We start from the raw sequence: 21,414 nt of genomic DNA on the forward strand, positions 1-21,414 counted from the left end.
AAATATCAGTTGATAATTTTTTTGTTTATAATAAATACCAAAACGGTTTCGTTATACCCAGTAGAAAATGATACATTTGAATATTAAATTAAAATCACAATGCGTAAACTTTCACGGTTATTTTTTATACTAGTTCTTCTTTTATCGATTAAAGTTTCGGCACAAAAGTCGGCTATTTATACCTACGATTTAAAGGATTTCGACAAAGCACTTTCCTTATATAATGACAAACAATATACATCGGCTCAGATAATTTTTGAAAAAGTAAAAGAAAAAGAGACGAGAGAAGAAGTAAAGGCCGATTGTGCTTATTACATCGCCAATTGTGCCATAAGAACAAATCAGCCAAATGCCGATGAGTTAATGGAACGTTTTGTGCAAGATTATCCAATTAGCACAAAGCAGAATCAGGCTTATATAGAAGTTGCTCATTATTTTTTCGATCAAGCCAATTACCCAAAAGCATTGCAATGGTTTGACCGTGTAGATGAGAACTATATGAGTAAAAGTGATTTGGATAAATTCAACTTCCAAAAAGGATACAGCTACTTTAATTCTAAAAAGAAAAAAGAAGCAACAACTTACTTTAATAAAGTGGTAAATTCTCCTGAATATGGTTCTCAAGCCAAGTATTATTTAGGATTTATGGCTTATGAAGGCGATGATTATAAAGAGGCTACTAAATATTTTGATGAGGTTTCGGGCGAAGAAAAATACAAAGAGAAGCTTTCGTATTATCAAGCTGATATGAACTTTAAATTAGGGAATTTTCAAAAAGCAATCGATTTGGGACAAAAAGCAATGCCTAAATCGAATGAAATCGAAAAATCGGAATTGAATAAGATTATTGGTGAAAGTTACTTTAATTTAAAAGCGTATGATAAAGCAATTCCATTTTTAGTACAATATAAAGGTAAAAAAGGAAAGTGGAATAATACTGATTTCTACCAATTGGGATATGCTTATTATCAGCAAAAGGATTATGAAAACGCCATTTCGCAATTCAATAAAATCATTGAAGGAAAAGATTTTGTAGCTCAAAATGCCTATTATCATTTAGGTCAGAGTTATTTAAATACCGATAAAAAACAACAAGCTTTAAATGCATTCAAAAATGCAGCCGAAATGGATTTTGATAAAGCAATCCAGGAAGATGCAAGTTTAAATTATGCTAAGTTGAGTTACGAAATCGGGAATTCATATCAAAATGTACCAGCAGTTTTGCTTGATTTTTTGAAAAAATATCCGAATAATTCAAGTAAATCTGAAGTAGAAAAACTATTGATAGACTCTTATATTTCTTCTAAAAACTACAGTGAAGCACTAAGTTTATTGGAAAAAAATAAATCTCCAGAAAATAGATTAGCTTACCAAAAAGTACTTTTTTACAGAGGTTTAGAATTGTATAATGATAATAATTATCAGGAAGCTTCGAAGATGTTTGTGAAATCACTTAACGAACAAAAAAGTCCCGAATTTACTGCTCGTGCCACTTTCTGGAAAGGAGAAACGGAATATCTTAATGAAGATTTTAAAAATGCATTAATCAGTTACAAGCAATTTGCAGGTATGGCTGCTGCCAAAACAACTCCTGAGTATAAAAACGTGAATTATAATATTGCATACACGCATTTTAAATTAAAAGAATATGATAATGCAGCAAGCTCATTTCAGGCGCAAATCGATAATTCGAAAGATGATGCTTCAAGATTACACGATTCTTATTTAAGATTAGCCGATTGTCGATTTGTAACATCTAAGTATACTTCGGCAATGGAAGCATATACTAAAGTTATGGCTTTTAAAGGTGTTGATGCTGATTATGCTTATTTTCAAAAAGCTATTTGTTATGGTTTTATGAATAAAAATGATAAAAAAATAGAAGAGCTTAATGGATTTCTTCAGATGTATAAAAAATCAGAATATCGTGACGATGCTTTGTTTGAGTTAGCAAATACTTATGCTACAGAGAGAAAAATAGAACAGGCAATTAAAACCTATGATCAATTGGTTACGGAATTCAAAAATGGAGCTTTCACAGCAAAATCTATTTTGCGTGAGGGATTAATTTATTATAACTCTGATAGAGATCAATTGGCTTTGGTGAAATTTAAAAAAGTAGCTGCCGATTTCCCTAGAACTCCAGAAGCTCTTGAGGCGGTTTCTACAGCGAGATTAATTTATGTAGATAATGGTAAAGTAGATGAATATGCTACTTGGGTACGTACGCTAGATTTTATTGCTGTTACAGATGCCGATTTAGATAATGATACTTTCGAAGGCGCAATAAAACAATATGAGCAAAATAATAACAAACAAGCTATTGTAGGCCTTAGTAATTATGTGAGCAAATTTCCAAAAGGAATACATGCGCTAGAAGCTAATTTTAAATTGGCGCAAGCCTATACGACTGAAGGTTCAGAGAGTAAATCGGTTCCTAATTATCAATATGTAATCGATCAGCCTAGAAGCGAGTATACCGAACAGTCTTTGATGCGTTTGGCTCAGATTTTCTTAAAAGCTAAAGATTGCGATAAAGCAATTCCGGTTTTATCTCGTATAGAAAATGAAGGTGACTCTTCTCAAAATAAAACATTTGCACAAGCTAATTTGATGAAATGTTATTATGATAAAAACGATTATAGTAACTCGGTTATATATGCAGAGAAAGTATTGCAAAATCCTAAAACAGATGAAAATGTAAAAAGTGATGCGCAAATTATTGTAGCAAGAGCAGCAATTAAATCTGGTGATGAGGATAAAGCTAAAACTGCTTATGCAAAATTAGCAACAACATCCAAAGGGGAATTAGCAGCAGAATCATTGTATTATGATGCTTACTTTAAAAATAAAGAGAATAAGTATGATGCTTCAAATGCAGCGGTTCAAAAACTAGCTAAAAATTACTCGTCATTTAAATATTTTGGAGCCAAAGGATTGGTGTTAATGGCTAAGAATTTCTATGGTTTAAAAGACAGCTATCAGGCAACTTATATTCTGGAGAATGTGATTCAGAATTTCACAGCGTATCCTGATGTAGTTTCTGAAGCTGAAAAAGAATTAAGTGCTATTAAAACAGAAGAGTCAAAAACCAATTCATCAATTACAAAGTAGAATATAGAACAAAGAATATAGAACAAAGAATATAGAATAAAGAATATAGAATAAAGAATATAGAATAAAGAGAATAGATATTGAAATCTATTTTCTATCCTCTTTTCTCTATTTTCTCAAAAATGATAAATATGAAAATCAATTTCCAAAATAAACATATCGCTTTTCTTTTGTTACTAACTTCTCAATTGATGTTGGCACAAAAGAAGGAAGAAACGAAAAAGAAAGAAGAAACAATTGGCACCGAAGAGGTAAATGTGGTAAAAGCATACTTGCCTACAATCTCGGATGCTTTTAAAGTAAAAGAAATTCCATCGTTAAATGATGAGGGGAATGCAGCTAAAGAAACCATTAAATACACGATTTTTTCTTTTCCTGTAGCATCTACTTTTACACCTTCAAAAGGAAATGCACAACTTGTAGATAAAGCCAAAAAAGAACATTTGTTTACTAATTATGCTACCGCAGGAGTTGGAAATTACGGAAGTTTAAATGCCGAATTGTTTGTAGTGCAGGAATTAGGAAATAATGATTATGTAGCAGGGATGTTCAAGCACCAGTCTTCGCAAGGAGGAATTAAAGATATAGAGCTTAATGATCAATTTTATGATACTTCATTGGATTTAATCTATGGGGTAAAAAATAGGGATATGTCCTGGAATATTGATTTAGGGTATCAAAACCAGATTTATAATTGGTATGGTTTGCCAGTAGATTTTGGTTCTACATTAACTCCACAAGACCGCGGAATATTGATTAATAGCATCAGTCCAAAACATTCGTATAACGGAATTAATCTTGGCGGAAATATCGATTTTAGCGATGGTATTTTTACTAAAGCGAGTATGAAATACAGTCATTTTTCGGATGGTTTAAAATCTTCTGAAAATAGATTTTACATAAAACCATCTTTCAAAGTCGAAATAATGGATCAGTCTATAAATACAGATGTAATTGTAGATTATGTTGGCGGAAGCTTTGAGAATAATTATGAGAAAACAAATTTACAGCCTATAAAATATGGTTTTACCAATTTTGGATTGTCGCCAAGTTTTGTAATGCAACAAGACGATTGGACGTTAAATTTAGGGGCTAAGTTGTTCTATAGTTTAGATAATGAAAACAGTAATAGTAAAATTTTAGTGTATCCAAATGTAACAGCTTCATATAAAGTGGTTGGAGACTTAATGATTTTTTATGCTGGAGCCGAAGGGAATTTAGAGCAAAATACCTATATGGATTTTGTAGATCAGAATCCGTTTTTATCTCCAACATTAAATATTAACCCAACCGATATGCAATTTAATATTTTTGCAGGTTTAAAAGGAAAATTGGCTAATAATGTGAGTTATAAAGTTCAAGGGTCGTATGTGAACGAAAGAAATAAAGCATTGTTTAAAAGTAATAACTATACAGAAGATATAAGTAATAAAAATTATGCTTTTGGGAACTCTTTTCAGGTTGTATATGATGATATGACAACATTGCGTTTTTATGGAGAATTAAAAGCTGATTTTTCTGAGAATGTTTCTTTTGGAATCAACGGAACTTTTAATAGTTATAGTAACGATCATCAAAGTGAAGCTTGGAATTTACCAACAATGAAATTAAGTACTAATCTTGATTTTAATATTACTAAACAATGGTATGCAGGATTCAACTTGTTTTATGTAGGAGAAAGAAAAGACGAACAAGTAAACACTAGCTTAGGAATTGATGCAAGTCCGATTACTTTAAAAAGTTATTTCGATTTAAATGCACATGTAGGATACAAGTACAGCGAGAGATTGACTTTTTATCTAAAAGCAAATAATATTACCAATCAGGCATATCAAAGATGGTTGAATTATCCGGTTCAGGGTTTTCAGATTGTGGCTGGGGCTAATTATAAATTTGATTTTTAAGGATATTTAACTGCAAAGTGCGGAAAGATCTACGCAAAGAACGCAAGGTTTTAAATTCATGATAAATTCTTTTTAGTTAATGAATGGAATTAGTGCTAATTGGTGTAATTCGTGGCCAACTTTTAATCCTTTAAATTTGTGGCGGATAAATTAACCGAAAAGTTTGTACAAAGTTCGCTAAGTCTTTTTTGAAGATTTAGCGAGCTTTTTTTTAAAAAATAATTGGCAAATCTCATATTGAGTAAATAAAATCTTTTTTGCGACCTTTGCCTAAAACCTAGCGCACTTTGCGGTTAAATTATATTATGACTTTCAAGCAAAAAATACATACCTATTATTTACAAATGGTTCAGGATCGAATAGATGTTTTTAAAGATATGATTTCGGCATTGACCGAAGATTCTAAAAACGATGCCAAAGGTTCGGCAGGTGATAAACATGAAACGGCTTTATCAATGATGCATATCGAACAGGAAAAGCTAACCAATAAATTAAAAGAAGCGATTACTCAAAAAGCTATTTTAGATCGAATAGATTCCGAGGCTGTTGCTTCGGCTATTATTGTTGGAAGTTTGGTTCAGGCAAATGGTATTTATTTATATCTGAGTGTTGCTTTACCAAAAATAACTATCGACGGGATTAATGTTATTGCATTATCACCTCAATCTCCGCTTGGGAGTAAATTGATGGGAAATGCCGTAGGTTTTGAATTTGATATTAATACAACTCATTATATAATTGAGAGTATTTGTTAATTAAACCTCTTGATTATTGTTGTTTTACTCCATTTTATTTGAATTTATATCTTCAAATTAAAAATTATAACCAGTATTCTGCTTTTAGTTCTTTTTAAATTACATTTTTATTGTAAATATCTATTTTCGGTTATAAATTATAATCATATTTGGCATTTGTGTTTTGTATTTGTAACTGTTAATGCATCTTTGCCTTATCAAAATAAACAAAACATCAAAATTATATAGTTATGTGCGGAATATTAGCCATTATTGGAAAAGGAAAAGATGAACAATTAGTTAGACAATTGTCAAAAAGAATGACTCACCGTGGTCCGGATGAAAGTGATATACATGTTACTGAAAATGGACACATATTAAGTCATGAGCGTTTGTCTATCATCGATTTGCATTCAGGAAGACAGCCTATTCAGGGAACTTCTACTGCCTGGATGGTTCATAATGGCGAAGTTTATAACCACCAAGTTTTAAGAGATGGTGTTTTAAAAGGGCATACTTTTAGAACAAAATCAGATTCGGAAGTGATTGTTCATTTATACGAAGAGTTTGGTTACGATTTTTGTAACATGCTTGATGGAGATTGGGCTTTCGTAGTAATCGATGGAGATGATTTTATTGCAGGTAGAGATCCAATGGGAGTGAAACCTTTATATTATGGTTTGGATGAAAGAGGAAGAATTTACTTTTCATCAGAAATGAAGCCTATTGCAGACCAATGTAAAACATTTTCAACGTTTCCTCCGGGACATTATTATACACCAAAAACTGGTTTCGTAAAATATTACCAACCAGAATATGAAGATTATTTAAAAGCAGATCAGGATTTGGATTTAGATCTAATCAGAGAAACTTTGACAGAGGCAACCCGTAAACGTTTAATGAGTGATGTGCCAATCGGAGTGTTGCTTTCGGGAGGATTAGATTCTTCTTTAACATCTGCAATAGCTTCAAGATTATTAGCAGAAAGCGGAAAAAAATTACATTCATTTTCTATCGGATTGGATGAAAATGCACCAGATGCAAAAGCAGCTAAAAAAGTTGCAGAGTTTTTAGGAACGGAGCACCATGAAATTCATTTCACGATTGAGCAAGGAATTGAGATTCTTGATAAATTGGTTTGGCATTTGGAAACCTATGATGTAACTTCTATTCGTGCAAGTACTCCGATGTATTTCTTATCAAAAGCAATTACTGATATGGGAATAAAAGTAGTGCTTTCGGGAGAAGGAGCAGATGAGATTTTTGGAGGGTATTTATATTTTAGAAATGCGCCATCAGCAGAAGAATTTCAAAAAGAAACAATCGAAAGAGTTCAGAAATTGTTTACTGCCGATTTATTAAGAGCAGATAAGTCTACAATGGCTCACGGATTAGAGGCTAGAGTTCCGTTTTTAGACAAAGCTTTCTTAGATATGGCAGTTCGTATCAAGCCAGAAGAAAAACAGCCTAAAACGTACGAAGGAAGAGAAAAATATATATTAAGAAAAGCTTTCGATACCCCGGAAGATCCATATTTGCCTGCAGAAGTATTGTGGAGACAAAAAGAGCAGTTCTCAGATGGAGTAGGATATAACTGGATTGATCAGTTGATCGAGTATTGTTCTTCTAAAGTTACAGATGAGCAATTGGCTGGAGCAACTGCTGAGTTTCCTTATAACTCACCAACTACAAAAGAAGCTTATTTTTACAGATCAATATTTCATAAATACTACCCACAGGTTAGTGCAGCGCAAACTGTTAGAAAATGGATTCCAAAATGGCAAGAAAACCAAGATCCAAGTGGTAGAGCGAATGCAGCACACGTAAAAGCAGATACAGAAATTGCTAAATCGGGAGTTGCAGTTTAATAAAACGAGTTTCATTTTGAGTTAAAAAAGAATACATAAGTCAATTGTCAAAATTTCAAAACAGCATTTTTAATGTTCGTTTTGAAATTTTGTCGTTTATAATACTTATAGTTTTTGTTTTTTATGCGTTTTAAAATACGATTTTTTAATAATATGTTAATAACTTAAGTGCTTTAAATGTTATTTTAACGGATATATAATTTGCGTTTTTATATATTTGCGTGTTAGACAAATATTACATTTTTTAGAATAAATTATATGAGCGAAGAAATCAAGAAGAACAGTTATTCAGCGGATAGTATTCAGGCATTAGAGGGGATGGAGCATGTAAGAATGCGTCCGTCGATGTATATTGGAGATGTGGGTGTTCGAGGACTACATCATTTAGTTTATGAAGTTGTAGATAACTCTATTGATGAGGCTATGGGAGGGTATTGTGATACTATTGGTGTTGCGATAAACGAAGATGGGTCTGTAACTGTAGAAGATAATGGGCGTGGTATCCCAGTAGATATTCATAAAAAAGAAGGAGTTTCGGCGTTAGAAGTTGTAATGACTAAAATTGGTGCCGGAGGTAAATTTGATAAAGATTCGTATAAAGTTTCTGGAGGTTTACACGGTGTAGGTGTTTCGGTAGTAAATGCTTTGTCAAATCACTTGCGTGCAACTGTTCACAGTAGTGACGGAAAGGTATATGAGCAAGAATATGAAAAAGGAAAAGCGCTTTATCCAGTTAAACAAATTGGAGAAACTACAAAAAGAGGAACTATTGTAACCTTTTATCCTGACGAAACAATTTTTACACAAACTACAGAGTTCTCTTATGATACTTTGTCTGCGCGTATGCGTGAGTTGTCTTTCTTGAATAAAGGGATAACAATCACATTTATAGATAAAAGAGAAGTAGATAAAGATGGTAATTTTGTTCAGGAAATATTTCATTCTGACGAAGGACTAAAAGAATATATTCGTTATCTGGATGGAAACCGTGAGCCTATTATTGCACACGTAATTTCTATGGATCATGAAAAAGGAGAAATCCCTGTAGAAGTAGCTTTGATTTACAATACAAGTTATACAGAGAATATTTTTTCTTATGTAAATAATATTAATACACACGAAGGAGGAACGCACCTGCAAGGTTTTAGAACTGGTTTAACCAGATCGTTAAAGAAATATGCAGATGCTTCGGGAATGTTAGACAAATTAAAGTTTGATATTTCGGGAGATGACTTCCGTGAAGGACTTACGGCAATTATTTCGGTAAAAGTAGCTGAACCACAATTTGAAGGTCAAACCAAAACTAAATTAGGGAATAGAGAAGTTGTTTCGCCGGTAAGTCAAGCTGTGAGTGAAATGATCGAGAATTATTTGGAAGAAAATCCAAATGATGCCAGAATCATTGTTCAAAAAGTAATTCTTGCTGCTCAAGCACGTCATGCTGCTAAGAAAGCACGTGAAATGGTACAGCGTAAAACCGTTATGGGTGGAGGCGGATTACCAGGAAAACTTTCAGATTGTTCTGAGCAGGATCCAGCACGTTGCGAAGTATATCTTGTCGAGGGAGATTCGGCAGGTGGAACTGCAAAACAAGGACGTGACCGTGCATTTCAAGCGATTTTACCATTACGTGGTAAGATTTTGAATGTTGAGAAAGCAATGCATCATAAAGTGTTTGAAAACGAAGAGATTCGTAATATCTTTACCGCTTTAGGAGTTACAGTAGGTACTGCCGAAGATAGTAAAGCATTGAATTTAGAAAAATTACGTTACCATAAAGTAATTATTATGTGTGATGCCGATGTCGATGGTAGTCATATTTCTACTTTGATATTAACATTTTTCTTCCGTTTTATGAAAGAATTAATAGAGGAAGGGCATGTATATATTGCTGCTCCACCTTTATACTTAGTTAAAAAGGGGAATAAAAAAGAGTACGCATGGAATGATGTTCAACGTGATCAGGCTAACGAAAGAATGGGCGGAAGCGCAGGGATTCAGCGTTATAAAGGTCTTGGGGAGATGAACGCGGAGCAGTTGTGGGAAACTACAATGGATCCAAGTTTTAGAACTTTACGTCAGGTAAATATTGATAGTTTAGCTGAGGCCGATAGAGTTTTCTCTATGTTAATGGGGGATGAAGTTCCACCTCGTAGAGAATTTATCGAGAAGAATGCAGTTTATGCTAAAATTGATGCTTAAAATAAGTGGTTGCAAATTAGATATTTGTTTTTAAATGCCTAATTTGCGATTATTATAATAATGATTGACCAAATTAACTAATAACCGAATAAATTTTAAAATATGAAAGTTACCATTGTAGGAGCAGGAAACGTTGGTGCCACTTGTGCAGACGTTATTTCTTATAGAGGAATTGCAAGCGAAGTAGTATTATTGGATATCAAAGAAGGTTTTGCTGAAGGTAAAGCTTTAGATATTATGCAGTGTGCTACAAATACGGGTTTTAATACTAAAGTATCTGGGGTAACAAATGATTATTCTAAGACCGCTGGTAGTGATGTAGTAGTAATTACATCTGGAATTCCAAGAAAACCAGGAATGACACGCGAGGAATTAATCGGAATCAATGCAGGAATTGTAAAAACAGTTGCCGAAAATGTATTGAAACATTCTCCAAATACAATTATTGTTGTGGTTTCAAATCCTATGGATACAATGATTTATTTGGCATTGAAATCAACAGGGTTGCCAAAAAACAGGATAATTGGTATGGGAGGAGCGCTTGATAGTTCTCGTTTTAGAACCTATTTGTCTTTGGCTCTTGATAAACCAGCGAATGATATTTCGGCTATGGTAATTGGTGGTCATGGTGATACAACTATGATTCCATTAACACGTTTGGCTTCTTATAATGGTATTCCGGTAACAGAATTCCTTTCGGAAGAAGTTTTACAAAAAGTAGCTGCTGATACTATGGTAGGAGGAGCTACACTTACTGGACTTTTAGGTACATCGGCTTGGTATGCGCCAGGTGCTTCGGTTGCTTATTTAGTAGACAGTATTTTAAATGATCAAAAGAAAATGATTGCATGTTCTGTTTTTGTTGAAGGCGAATACGGGCAAAATGATATTTGTATTGGTGTGCCATGTATCATTGGTAAAAATGGTGTTGAAGAAATTTTAGACATCAAATTAAATGACCAGGAAAAAGCATTATTTGCTAAAAGTGCTGACGCTGTAAGAGGAATGAATGACGCTTTAAAATCGATTTTAGTATAAAATTTACGAGTAAATAGGAAAAGACTGCACTTTTGCAGTCTTTTTTTTGAGATTAATTAATAAATAAATTGGTTAATCTTTTCGTTAATTATATATTTGCTCGGTTTAAAAAAATAATGTAATTCGTGATTTCGTTATTTAGATATAAGAAATAGCCTAAAGGCTTGATTTTGTATAATTTAAAACAAAACAAACTATAAAACATAATTAATTTTTAGTAATAATGCAGAATAAAGGACTTATTAAATTTTTCGCAATTCTATTTGCATTGGTAAGTATTTACCAACTTTCCTTCACTTTTGTCGCTGATAAAGTAAAAAGTGATGCGAAATCTTTCGCAGGAGGTAATCCTGATAAAGAAATAAAATATTTGGATTCTATTGGTAAAGAAAAAGTTTTCAATCTAGGATTTACTAGTTTTACTTTTAATGAAGTAAAAGACAAGCAAATCAATAAAGGTCTTGACTTAGAAGGAGGAATCAATGTTATTCTTCAAATCTCTGTTAAAGATGTTTTAAAAGGATTAGCTAATAATTCTAAAAATCCAGTTTTTAATAAGTCATTAGCTGATGCAACTGCTAATATAAAAGGGAATCAAACGTATTTAGATGCGTTTTTTGAAGCTTTTGAAGCAAATTCAAATGGAACTGTAAAATTAGCTTCTCCAGAAATTTTCGCAAACAGAAGTTTGCAAGGTGAAGGTGGAATTGATTTCCAAATGACCGATGCGCAAGTAAAAAAAGTAATCAAAAGAAAAGTTGATGAATCTGTAGAAAGTGCTTTTGGAGTACTTAGAAAACGTATCGATAAATTTGGTGTTACACAACCAAATATTCAAAAACTTGGTGAAACAGGAAGAATCCTTGTTGAGCTTCCAGGTGCGAAAGATGTTGATAGAATCAAAAAATTATTGCAAAGTACTGCTCAATTACAATTTTGGGAAACATACAAAATTGATGAGATGGGTAATTTCTTAATGGCTGCTAACGAAGCCTTGAAGAAAACTGAAATCAATAAAGTTGAAACTAAAGCTGTAGTAAAAGATTCATTGAATGATTTACTTACAGGTGGAAAAGATTCATTGGCTTCTAAAAAAGGAAATAATCCTTTATTTGACAAAATGATCGGTCAAGGTGGTGGACCAGTTTTAGGTCTTTTCTCTCCAAAAGATACAGCTGTTGTAAACAGTTATTTTAAAAGACCAGACATAAGAGTTTTATTAGGTGCTGATCAACATTATGCAAAATTTGTTTGGGGTAAACCAACAGATATTAAAGATGCAAAAGGAAAAGAAATTGAAGCTGTTGAATTATATGCTTTAAAAGGAAATAGAGATAATGTTGCTGCAATGAGCGGTGGTGTTGTAACTGATGCTAAAGATACTTTTGACCAAATGGGTAAACCAGCTGTTTCTATGCAAATGAACAGTCAAGGTGCAAGAGCTTGGGAAGAATTAACTGGAAGGGCTTATACTCAAAAAAGTAATATTGCTATTGTTCTTGATGATATCGTATATTCTGCTCCAGGAGTTTCTAGTGGTCCAATTTCAGGAGGAAGATCAGAGATTTCAGGTGTATTTGATGTAACAGAAACTAAAGATTTAGCTAACGTATTAAGAGCTGGTAAATTACCTGCTGCTGCCGATATCGTTCAGTCAGAAGTTGTAGGGCCATCCCTGGGACAAGAAGCAATTGATAATGGTACAACTTCAGCTATTGTTGGTTTGTTATTAGTATCTCTTTGGATGATGATTTATTATGGTAAAGCTGGTTGGTATGCAAACCTTGCATTAGCTGTTAACTTACTTTTCTTATTCGGTATTTTGGCAAGTTTAGGTGCGGTTCTTACTTTACCTGGTATTGCTGGTATCGTTTTAACAATGGGTACGGCAGTAGATGCGAATATCATTATATATGAAAGAGCAAAAGAAGAATTGCGTTCAGGGAAAACACTTGACGAAGCAATTAAAACATCTTACAGCTGGAGAGGTGCGATGTCATCTATTACAGATGCAAACGTTACGCACATTTTAACTGGAGCTGTATTATTTATATTTGGTTCAGGACCAATTAAAGGTTTTGCTACTACTTTGTTAATTGGTATTGTTACCTCTTTATTTACTTCTATTTTTATCGCTAGAATATTTATTGATAGAAATATTAGCAGAAAGAATGATTTAACATTCGTAACTAATTTCTCTAAAAATATGTTTAATAACTTCCATTTTGATTTCTTAGGAGCTAAAAAATGGACGTATTTATTCTCAAGTATTGTTGTTGTAGTGAGTATTACTTCATTATGTATCAATGGACTTGATCAAGGTGTAGATTTCGTTGGAGGAAGAACATTTCAAATTCGTTTTGAAAAACCAGTAGAAGCAGAAGTTGTTAAAGATGAATTAGCTGTAGTTTTTGGTAGTGCCGAAGCAAAAGTTTTTGGTAGCGATAACCAATTAAAAATTACAACTAAATATAAAGTTGAAGAGCACGGTATTAAAGCTGATGAAGAAGTAAATAAATTGTTGTTTGAGAATTTGAAAAAACATTATTCTCCTGGTTTAACTTATGATAAGTTTGTCAATGCTTACGAAGGTAAAAAACTAGGTATCTTACAAGCTTCAAAAGTAGGACCTACAGTTGCTGAGGATATTAAAACAAATGCATATTGGGCTGTACTTGGAGCAATGGCAATTGTATTCTTATACTTAATGATTAGTTTTAGAAAATGGCAATTTAGTTTAGGTGCTATTGCAGCTATTGCTCATGATGTTATCTTTGTATTAGGTATTTATTCATTATGTTACAAATTCATGCCATTTGGTATGGAAGTAGATCAGCACTTTATTGCTGCGATTCTTACTGTAATTGGATACTCAATGAATGATACTGTTATTGTATTTGATAGGGTTCGTGAATTCTTAGCGGGAAAAACAAAAGGTTCTTTTGCTCAAATTGTAAATGACTCTATTAATTCAACTATGTCTAGAACAATCAATACATCATTAACAATGATCGTGGTATTATTAATCATGTTTATTTTTGGTGGTGAATCAATTAGAGGATTTATCTTTGCTATGTTGGTTGGTATTATCGTAGGAACATATTCTTCATTATTTATTGCAACTCCAGTGTTAGTAGATTCTATTTCTGCAGCTGATAAGATTGCTATTGAAGAGAGACATAAAGAAGCATAATAGTCTTTATTATATATTAAAAAAAGGATCCAATGAAAATTGGATCCTTTTTTTGTGATTAAAAAGGAGGAAGGAACAAAGGTTTAAAGGGATAGAGTAACAAAGAGGCAAAGATTCTAAGTGAGGAAGGTTTAAGTTGTAAGTAGCCGGATAAGAGCGGTATATATCGAAGGAGGTAAGGGGAATTAGGGAGTAAAGTTTGTGATGAAATATTAATTCATCCACGATATAGCCATAATCTTGTCTTTCTTAGTGACAAAGTATCTTTATGAGCACTCGATAATTGTAGGGAAGGATTGGGTTTGTGTTAACTTTAGGGTAATTAATTTTTGTGTTCTAAAATAAAACTATTCGTATGGATTGTGAGGCTAAGATTTAGAATGGTAAAAACAACACTAAGGTTTTGAGCTAATATAGGTTTAGGTATTTTTAAGCATAAAAAGACCCGATACTTTTGTAAAGGGTATCGGGTCTTTTTATTGTATGTGCTTTATTTAGTTTTTAGCGACCTTTTTATTGGCTCTAATCATAAAGAAAGCTCCAACTATTATAAAAGGAATACTTAGCCACTGTCCTGTTGAAAATACGCCTAATTCGTTTTCAAAACCGCCCTGACTTTCTTTTACAAATTCGACTATAAAACGAACTGCGAATAGAAGAACTAGGAATAAACCGAATAGGAATCCTGGTTTTTGGCTTGCATTTGTTTTCCAGTATAAATAATAAAGGATGGCGAATACAAAAATATAGCAAAAACCTTCGTATAATTGCGCTGGATGTCTTACGGGAACCTGTGCTAATAAATCGGCAAATTTTGGGTCTGTAGCGATTGCTGTGTAGGCATCTTTAGGATTTGCGATTTGAGTCTTGTTTACTGCATCACTTTTACTGAAATATTCATGTAGAAATCGAATTCCAAATACTGAGTCTGTTACGTTTCCTGTGATTTCTGAATTAAAGAAGTTACCTAAACGTACAAATATTGCTCCGCTGGCAACTGGAATAACAACTCTGTCTAATATCCATAATAATGGGCGTTTTAATATCTTTTTGCTGTAATAGTACATTGCGATTATAATTGCAATAGCTGCACCATGACTAGCTAATCCTTGGTATCCTGTAAACTCAAAATTGGGGCTAAAACGAAACGGTAGGAAAATTTCTGAAATGTGATTTCTGTAATATTCCCAATCATAAAATAATACATGTCCTAAACGTGCTCCAATCAAAGTAGCCAAAACGGTCCAGATAAATAAAGAATCCAGTTTGTCGATTGGTTCATTTTCGCGTTCGAAGATTTGCTTCATGATATACCATCCTAAACCAAACGCAATTACAAACATTAGGCTGTAATAGCGAATCATAAAAAAACCTAGATCTATTCCTTCAGAGGGATTCCAAACAATGTTTAAAGAGTGTATCATGTAATAATATATTTTTAGGTTGTAAAAATAAAAATTTAAAGTAAAGTTATACTTTATAAAAAGTTAATGTTTGTGTTTGCATTTCTTTGCAGGCACAGGATCGTAGCCACTTCTTCCCCAGGGATGGCAACTTAATATTCGCTTAATGCCTAAATAACCTCCATAGAATAAACCGTGAGTTTGCAGCGCTTCAATCATATAACTCGAGCATGTCGGTTCAAATCGACAAGCAGCAGGTGTAAAGGGTGAAATTGCACTTTGATAAAATCGCACAATTAAGATAAATGGATATATGAGAATTTTTGACAGCATATTTTTATTGATACTAATCAGCTTTGTTTTATTTAATCGTTATCAATTGTAACAGACTTATTTGATTAATTTCAATAGCTGAGTATAAAAAACTATTTGCTAAATACTAAAAGAGGTTCCTTCTTTACCATCTTTCAGATTAATTCCAAGAGCAATCAATTGATCTCTAATTTGATCAGAAAGAGCAAAGTTTTTATCAGCTCTTGCTTGATTTCTCATTTCGATTAGCATAGTCACCGCACCTTCTAATTTATCATTATTTGTGTCGGCTTTCTCATCTTTTAGTCCTAAAACATCAAATAAAAATGCATGTAAAGTAGTTGATAAGGTTTTTAAGTCATCCGCAGTTATGGTTTCTTTTTTCTCTTTTAATAAATTGATATAACGAACTGCCTCGAATAATTGTGCGATTAAAATAGGAGTATTAAAATCATCATTCATTGCATCGTAGCACAATTGTTTCCAGCTTGCAATGTCAATCGAAGAAGTAGAGCCAGGTGTTATGGTTTCGAATGTATCTAGAGCTTCCATTAATCGCTTATATCCTTTTTCGGCGGCAACAATAGCGTCATCCGAAAAGTCCAAAATACTTCGGTAATGTGCCTGAAGCATAAAAAAGCGTGCTACAGAAGCCGAAAATGGTTTGCTAAGAATAGTGTTTTCGCCACTTAAAATTTCACCAGGTAAAATGTTGTTCCCGGTGGATTTTGCCATTTTCTTTCCATTTAAGGTAAGCATATTGGCATGCATCCAGTAGTTAACTGGACTCTGACCTGTACAAGCTTCATTTTGTGCAATTTCACATTCGTGATGAGGGAATTTTAAATCCATTCCGCCACCATGAATATCAAAGTGATTGCCCAGATATTTGGTGCTCATTGCTGTGCATTCAAGATGCCAGCCTGGGAAACCATCACTCCAAGGAGATGGCCATCTCATTATATGTTGTGGTTCTGCTTTTTTCCAAAGAGCAAAATCCTGTGGATTTCTTTTGTCTGATTGTCCGTCAAGATCACGTGTATTGGATAGCATATCTTCGATATTTCGCCCGCTTAATACACCATAATTATTGGTTTCGTTGTATTTTACAACATCAAAATAAACAGATCCATTGGCTTCATAACCAATTCCGGTATCAATTATTTTTTTGACAATCTCAATTTGTTCAATAATATGACCAGTAGCTGTAGGCTCAATACTAGGTGGTAAAAAATTAAAAGACTTAAGGATATCATGAAAATCTACAGTATATCGCTGTACGATTTCCATAGGTTCTAATTGTTCTAAACGTGCTTTTTTGGCAATTTTATCTTCACCTTCATCTACATCATCTACTATATGCCCGACATCTGTAATATTACGAACGTAACGAACTTTATAATCTAAATGTAAAAAATACCTAAAGATTATGTCAAATGACATGAAAGTTCTAACATTTCCCAGATGCACATTACTATAAACCGTAGGTCCGCAAACATACATTCCAACATTTCCTTCATGAATGGGGTTGAAATTTTCTTTTTCACCCGAAAGTGAATTGTATATTTTTAGATGTTGACTTGTATATAATGGCATATTATTTTTAATGTTTAATCGTTTAACTGTTGATTTGTTTAATCAGGTAAACGTTTGTCGTTAATTAGATTTTATTCTTTTGTAAGATAGTATTTTTTTAAACTATTTATTTGATTGCGGATCTTTTCAAGTTTCTTTCTACAATTTAAGTATTCTTCTTCTGATACATAATTTAAGTCTTTGGCAATTATTATGTGATTTAAAGTTTCCATTGCAGATGAATACGAAATAGTTAAAAAATGTGCTTTGTCTTTATTTGTATTTCTAGAAGTACCTTCAGCAATATTCTTAGCTATTGAGGATTAACTTCTTTTTATTTGAGAAATTATTCCGAATAATTCATTTGATGGAAATTTACTAGTTAATTTATAAATATCCAAAACAAACATTCTCGAGTTTTGCCAAACATTTAACTTTTCAAAGGAAAAAATGTTTATTTGGTTAATCGTTTATTTATTTAACTGTTTTCGATTAAACGATTAACCAATCTAACTAAAACTGTGTTTCTAATTTGATGTAATCTAAAAATTCTCTTCGTGTTTGAGGATCTTTAAATTTACCACCAAACTCAGATGTTACGGTACTGCTTTCGATATCTTTAATCCCTCTTGAATTTACGCAAAGATGTTTGGCATCTATAACGCAAGCTACATCTTCGGTACCAAGAGCTCTTTGTAATTCCTGAACGATTTGCATGGTAAGACGTTCTTGAACCTGTGGTCTTTTGGAATAATATTCAACAATTCGGTTCATTTTTGATAATCCAATTACTCTTCCGTTAGAAATATAAGCAACATGGGCTCTTCCTATAATTGGTAATAAGTGGTGTTCGCAGGTAGAATAAAGTGTAATGTTTTTTTCAACCAACATTTCGCCATATTTATAATTATTATCAAAAGTAGACGCTTTTGGTTTTCTTATTGGGTTAAGTCCACCAAAAATTTCTTTAACAAACATCTTTGCTACTCTGTTAGGAGTGCCTTTCAAGCTGTCATCTGTTAAATCCATTCCAAGAGTAATTAGAATATTTTCAACATCTTTCTTTATTTTTTCTATTTTTTCATCGTCAGTAATTGCAAAAGCATCTTCTCTTATTGGGTTTTGCGCACTTGATCCGATATGATTGTCACCTATTTCGTCTAAAAAATCTTCGTTATTTATCATTAAAAACTACTATTATAATGGGTATATCTTTTTGAGTGCGTAAAGATAATTAATAAAAGGGAAACAGTTTCTATCGTTTCTACTATTTAATGTGCAGTTTTTGGATATAAATTAAATCACAGACTCGTATGTACCTAAAACAGAAATGACAACAACTTTTGATCGTTGTTGCCATTTGCATTTTATTAACTAATTGTTTCTTCTGTTGTCTTTTATTTTTTAGCATTATAAGCTAAAAGGGCTTCCTTTAAAACAGTAACTGCGCGAATTAAATCTTCTTTATTCAAGACATATGCGATTCGAACCTGGTTCAATCCCATTCCCGGAGTTGAATAAAATCCTGCAGCAGGAGCAATCATTACAGTTTCGCCATTATAGTCATAACTTTCCAAAAGCCATTGTGCAAAATCATCTGCATTATCAATTGGCAATTGCGCAATACAATAAAAGGCACCTTTTGGTTTGGTAACTATAACGCCTTCTATTTTATTAAGTTCGGTGATTAATGTATCTCTTCGTCCTCTATATTCCGAAATTACTTCATCAAAATAACTTTGAGGTGTGTCTATTGCAGCTTCGCAAGCAATTTGTTCTACTGTAGGCGGACTTAAACGCGCCTGAGCAAATTTCATTACTGTTGCAATAACATCTTTATTTTTTGAAATCAAACAACCAATTCTGGCGCCACACATGCTATAACGTTTCGAAACAGAATCGACCATAATAACGTTTTGTTCAATCCCTTTTAAGTTCATAACCGAATAATGAATATCGCCATCATAAGTGAATTCCCGATATACTTCATCAGCTATTAAATACAAATCATGTTTTTTAACTAAATCCGCCAATTGCAAAATTTCAGATTCAGAATATAAATATCCAGTTGGATTCCCAGGATTACATATTAATATAGCTTTAGTTTTTGGTGTAATTAGTTTTTCGAAAGAGGCGATACTTGGTAAAGCAAATCCTGTTTCGATACTGGAAATTACTGGAACTACAGTTGCACCGGTTGATGCCGAAAAAGCATTATAATTGGCATAAAAAGGTTCGGGAATAATTATTTCATCTCCCGGATCGGTAATTGTAGCCAATGCAAAAAGCAAAGCTTCAGAACCTCCAGTCGTAATAATTATATCTTCTTTGTTTACATTTACGTTTTGGCGTTGGTAAAATTGCGCTAGTTTTTTTCTATAACTTTCATACCCTGCAGACGGACTGTATTCAATAATGTTTAAATCAATATTTTTTATGGCCGCGATGGCGACTTCTGGTGTTTTTATATCAGGTTGACCAATGTTTAAGTGATACACTTTATGTCCTTTTTTCTTAGCTATATCTGCATAAGGAGCAAGTTTACGTATCGGTGATTCGGGCATGTTTTTGCCTTTGCTTGAAATTTCTGGCATGATCTAAATTATTGAAGTGCAAATTTGCATTTTTTTTTCGAATTTAACGTGAACAATATAAGTACTTGTTGATTTGTATCAATTAACTAAAATTTTAGTATTTTTATAAGAAATACTCTTAATGAAAAGAAAAATTACTTTGTTTTTTTTGCAAATAATCACCTTTACTACATTTGCACAGAATGGATTTGTTATTGATAATCATGCCGATAAAATCACTATTCCTTTTAAATTAATAAATAATCTAATATTTGTACCGATAAAGGTAAATGGAGTCGAGTTGAATTTTTTATTGGATTCGGGAGTCGATGATACTGTACTTTTTAGTTTAGAAGATAAAAAAGAAGTAAATTTTTTTAATATCGAGAAAATCAGACTTCGGGGTTTAGGAGCCGAAGATGCTATCGAAGGTTTAAAGTCTACAAATAATACATTGGAGGTGAATGGATTGAAATCCACCAATCATTTATTGTATGTTATATTAGATCAGGAATTTAATTTATCTTCCCATATAGGTATTCCGGTTAATGGTATTATTGGTTACCAGTTTTTTAGAAATAATTTGGTCGAGATAAATTATCTAAAGAAAAGAATTATAGTTCTTAAATCGAATGAAGTAAATCGAAAAAAATTCGAGAGAAAATTTAAAGCTATTCCAATTACTATTGAGAAATCAAAACCTTATATTCATTCAAATACTGTTATAGATAGCGTCGAAGTCTCTGCAAAACTTCTAATTGATATAGGTAATAGTGATGCTTTTTGGATCTTTCAAAACCCCAAGATTAAAGTACCTAAGAAAAATTTTGAAGATTATTTAGGAAAAGGATTTAGTGGAGACATTGAGGGAAGACGCGCTAAGGTTGCTAGATTTTCTATTGGAGATTTTACTTTTAAAAACCCTATAATTGCTTTTCCGGATTCAAGTTCTATTCGAAATGTAAAAATGGTTCCAGATAGAATAGGTTCTGTAGGAGGAGAAATATTAAAGCGATTTACACTTGTTTTTGACTACGCAGGTAAAAAAATATATCTCAAGAAAAATAGAGATTTTTCACATCCGTTTACATATAATAAAAGTGGAATTACATTGCAACATAACGGATTACAATGGGTTCAGGAAACGGTTCGTCTGGAAACAGTTCCATTAATGGGAGAATCATTAGATGCCAAAGGGGAAAAAATTAGTAATGATTTCAAATATAAATTCCAGTTAAAGCCTATTTTTGAAATAGCTAATATTCGTAAAAATTCGACCGCAGAACGTTCCGGTTTAAAGACTGGTGATATTATTGTAAGTATCAATAAAAATAAAGCTTATAAATATTCATTGCAACAGATAAATACATTATTAAAATCAGAAGAAGATATTTGGATTACATTAGAGATTGAAAGAGACAGTCAGGTCTTAAAATTTAATTTTCAGTTAACCGATGAGTTGTAACTGTTTTATCTTTTTTGGTGCTTAATAGTAATC

General features: G+C 32.6%; 13 protein-coding genes and 1 pseudogene. 8 read left to right on the top strand and 6 right to left on the bottom strand.

Going from position 1 to position 21,414, the window contains the following annotated elements:
* Nucleotides 1-99 precede the first annotated feature (99 nt).
* The 7 genes from OIU83_RS11760 (at nucleotide 100) to secDF (ending at nucleotide 14,053) form a co-directional block, all read left to right on the top strand.
* On the top strand, nucleotides 100-3,114 hold the full coding sequence (locus OIU83_RS11760; protein ID WP_264206450.1) for a tetratricopeptide repeat protein: 3,015 nt from the start codon (nucleotides 100-102) through the stop codon (nucleotides 3,112-3,114).
* 131 nt (nucleotides 3,115-3,245) lie between these two features.
* Complete coding sequence (locus OIU83_RS11765) at nucleotides 3,246-5,018, top strand: TonB-dependent receptor (protein WP_264206451.1); 1,773 nt, start codon at nucleotides 3,246-3,248, stop codon at nucleotides 5,016-5,018.
* Between the two features lie 305 nt (nucleotides 5,019-5,323).
* The gene (locus OIU83_RS11770; protein WP_264206452.1) at nucleotides 5,324-5,773 is read left to right on the top strand and encodes a hypothetical protein; all 450 of its coding nucleotides are present in this window, start codon (nucleotides 5,324-5,326) and stop codon (nucleotides 5,771-5,773) included.
* A 230-nt stretch (nucleotides 5,774-6,003) separates the two neighbouring features.
* Nucleotides 6,004-7,620, top strand: a complete 1,617-nt coding sequence (asnB, locus tag OIU83_RS11775) for an asparagine synthase B (RefSeq protein WP_264206453.1) — start codon at nucleotides 6,004-6,006, stop codon at nucleotides 7,618-7,620.
* A gap of 258 nt (nucleotides 7,621-7,878) precedes the next feature.
* Nucleotides 7,879-9,822, top strand: coding sequence for a DNA topoisomerase (ATP-hydrolyzing) subunit B (gene gyrB, locus OIU83_RS11780; protein ID WP_264206454.1), 1,944 nt, complete (start codon nucleotides 7,879-7,881; stop codon nucleotides 9,820-9,822).
* A 102-nt stretch (nucleotides 9,823-9,924) separates the two neighbouring features.
* Nucleotides 9,925-10,860, top strand: coding sequence for a malate dehydrogenase (mdh, locus tag OIU83_RS11785; RefSeq protein WP_264206455.1), 936 nt, complete (start codon nucleotides 9,925-9,927; stop codon nucleotides 10,858-10,860).
* 223 nt (nucleotides 10,861-11,083) lie between these two features.
* On the top strand, nucleotides 11,084-14,053 hold the full coding sequence (gene secDF, locus OIU83_RS11790) for a protein translocase subunit SecDF (RefSeq protein WP_264206456.1): 2,970 nt from the start codon (nucleotides 11,084-11,086) through the stop codon (nucleotides 14,051-14,053).
* A 494-nt stretch (nucleotides 14,054-14,547) separates the two neighbouring features.
* On the opposite strand, the gene lgt is transcribed toward secDF, so the two are convergent.
* The 6 genes and pseudogenes from lgt to OIU83_RS11820 all read right to left on the bottom strand — a co-directional run bounded on the left by lgt (nucleotide 14,548) and on the right by OIU83_RS11820 (nucleotide 19,937).
* Entirely contained in the window at nucleotides 14,548-15,477 is a 930-nt protein-coding gene (gene lgt, locus OIU83_RS11795; protein WP_264206457.1) for a prolipoprotein diacylglyceryl transferase, read from the bottom strand.
* Between the two features lie 63 nt (nucleotides 15,478-15,540).
* Nucleotides 15,541-15,789 (bottom strand): membrane protein insertion efficiency factor YidD, encoded by a 249-nt coding sequence (yidD, locus tag OIU83_RS11800; protein WP_264206458.1) that lies wholly within the window; start codon nucleotides 15,787-15,789, stop codon nucleotides 15,541-15,543.
* A gap of 99 nt (nucleotides 15,790-15,888) precedes the next feature.
* Nucleotides 15,889-17,364: a cysteine--tRNA ligase gene (gene cysS / locus OIU83_RS11805; RefSeq protein WP_264206459.1), complete on the bottom strand. Its 1,476-nt coding sequence runs from the start codon at nucleotides 17,362-17,364 to the stop codon at nucleotides 15,889-15,891.
* 71 nt (nucleotides 17,365-17,435) lie between these two features.
* Nucleotides 17,436-17,810, bottom strand: a pseudogene (locus tag OIU83_RS11810) (four helix bundle protein).
* Nucleotides 17,811-17,856: 46 nt separating this feature from the next.
* Nucleotides 17,857-18,528 carry a GTP cyclohydrolase I FolE gene (gene folE, locus OIU83_RS11815; protein WP_264206460.1) on the bottom strand — a complete coding sequence of 224 codons (672 nt, stop codon included), beginning with the start codon at nucleotides 18,526-18,528 and terminating at the stop codon, nucleotides 17,857-17,859.
* Between the two features lie 212 nt (nucleotides 18,529-18,740).
* Entirely contained in the window at nucleotides 18,741-19,937 is a 1,197-nt protein-coding gene (locus OIU83_RS11820; RefSeq protein WP_264206461.1) for a pyridoxal phosphate-dependent aminotransferase, read from the bottom strand.
* 121 nt (nucleotides 19,938-20,058) lie between these two features.
* On the opposite strand from OIU83_RS11820, the gene OIU83_RS11825 reads away from it, so the two are divergent.
* Nucleotides 20,059-21,381: an aspartyl protease family protein gene (locus OIU83_RS11825; RefSeq protein WP_264206462.1), complete on the top strand. Its 1,323-nt coding sequence runs from the start codon at nucleotides 20,059-20,061 to the stop codon at nucleotides 21,379-21,381.
* Nucleotides 21,382-21,414 lie beyond the last annotated feature (33 nt).

Origin of the sequence: Flavobacterium shii, from assembly GCF_025847235.1 — a bacterium.
Taxonomy (GTDB): Bacteria; Bacteroidota; Bacteroidia; order Flavobacteriales; family Flavobacteriaceae; genus Flavobacterium; species Flavobacterium shii.

Coding starts and splice junctions, on each gene's coding strand:
- lgt (WP_264206457.1), bottom strand. CDS start 15,477: ATGATACACTCTTTAAACATTGTTTGGAATCCCTCTGAAGGAATAGAT.
- OIU83_RS11760 (WP_264206450.1), top strand. CDS start 100: ATGCGTAAACTTTCACGGTTATTTTTTATACTAGTTCTTCTTTTATCG.
- cysS (WP_264206459.1), bottom strand. CDS start 17,364: ATGCCATTATATACAAGTCAACATCTAAAAATATACAATTCACTTTCG.
- OIU83_RS11765 (WP_264206451.1), top strand. CDS start 3,246: ATGAAAATCAATTTCCAAAATAAACATATCGCTTTTCTTTTGTTACTA.
- secDF (WP_264206456.1), top strand. CDS start 11,084: ATGCAGAATAAAGGACTTATTAAATTTTTCGCAATTCTATTTGCATTG.
- OIU83_RS11820 (WP_264206461.1), bottom strand. CDS start 19,937: ATGCCAGAAATTTCAAGCAAAGGCAAAAACATGCCCGAATCACCGATA.
- OIU83_RS11825 (WP_264206462.1), top strand. CDS start 20,059: ATGAAAAGAAAAATTACTTTGTTTTTTTTGCAAATAATCACCTTTACT.
- asnB (WP_264206453.1), top strand. CDS start 6,004: ATGTGCGGAATATTAGCCATTATTGGAAAAGGAAAAGATGAACAATTA.
- yidD (WP_264206458.1), bottom strand. CDS start 15,789: ATGCTGTCAAAAATTCTCATATATCCATTTATCTTAATTGTGCGATTT.
- OIU83_RS11770 (WP_264206452.1), top strand. CDS start 5,324: ATGACTTTCAAGCAAAAAATACATACCTATTATTTACAAATGGTTCAG.
- mdh (WP_264206455.1), top strand. CDS start 9,925: ATGAAAGTTACCATTGTAGGAGCAGGAAACGTTGGTGCCACTTGTGCA.
- folE (WP_264206460.1), bottom strand. CDS start 18,528: ATGATAAATAACGAAGATTTTTTAGACGAAATAGGTGACAATCATATC.
- gyrB (WP_264206454.1), top strand. CDS start 7,879: ATGAGCGAAGAAATCAAGAAGAACAGTTATTCAGCGGATAGTATTCAG.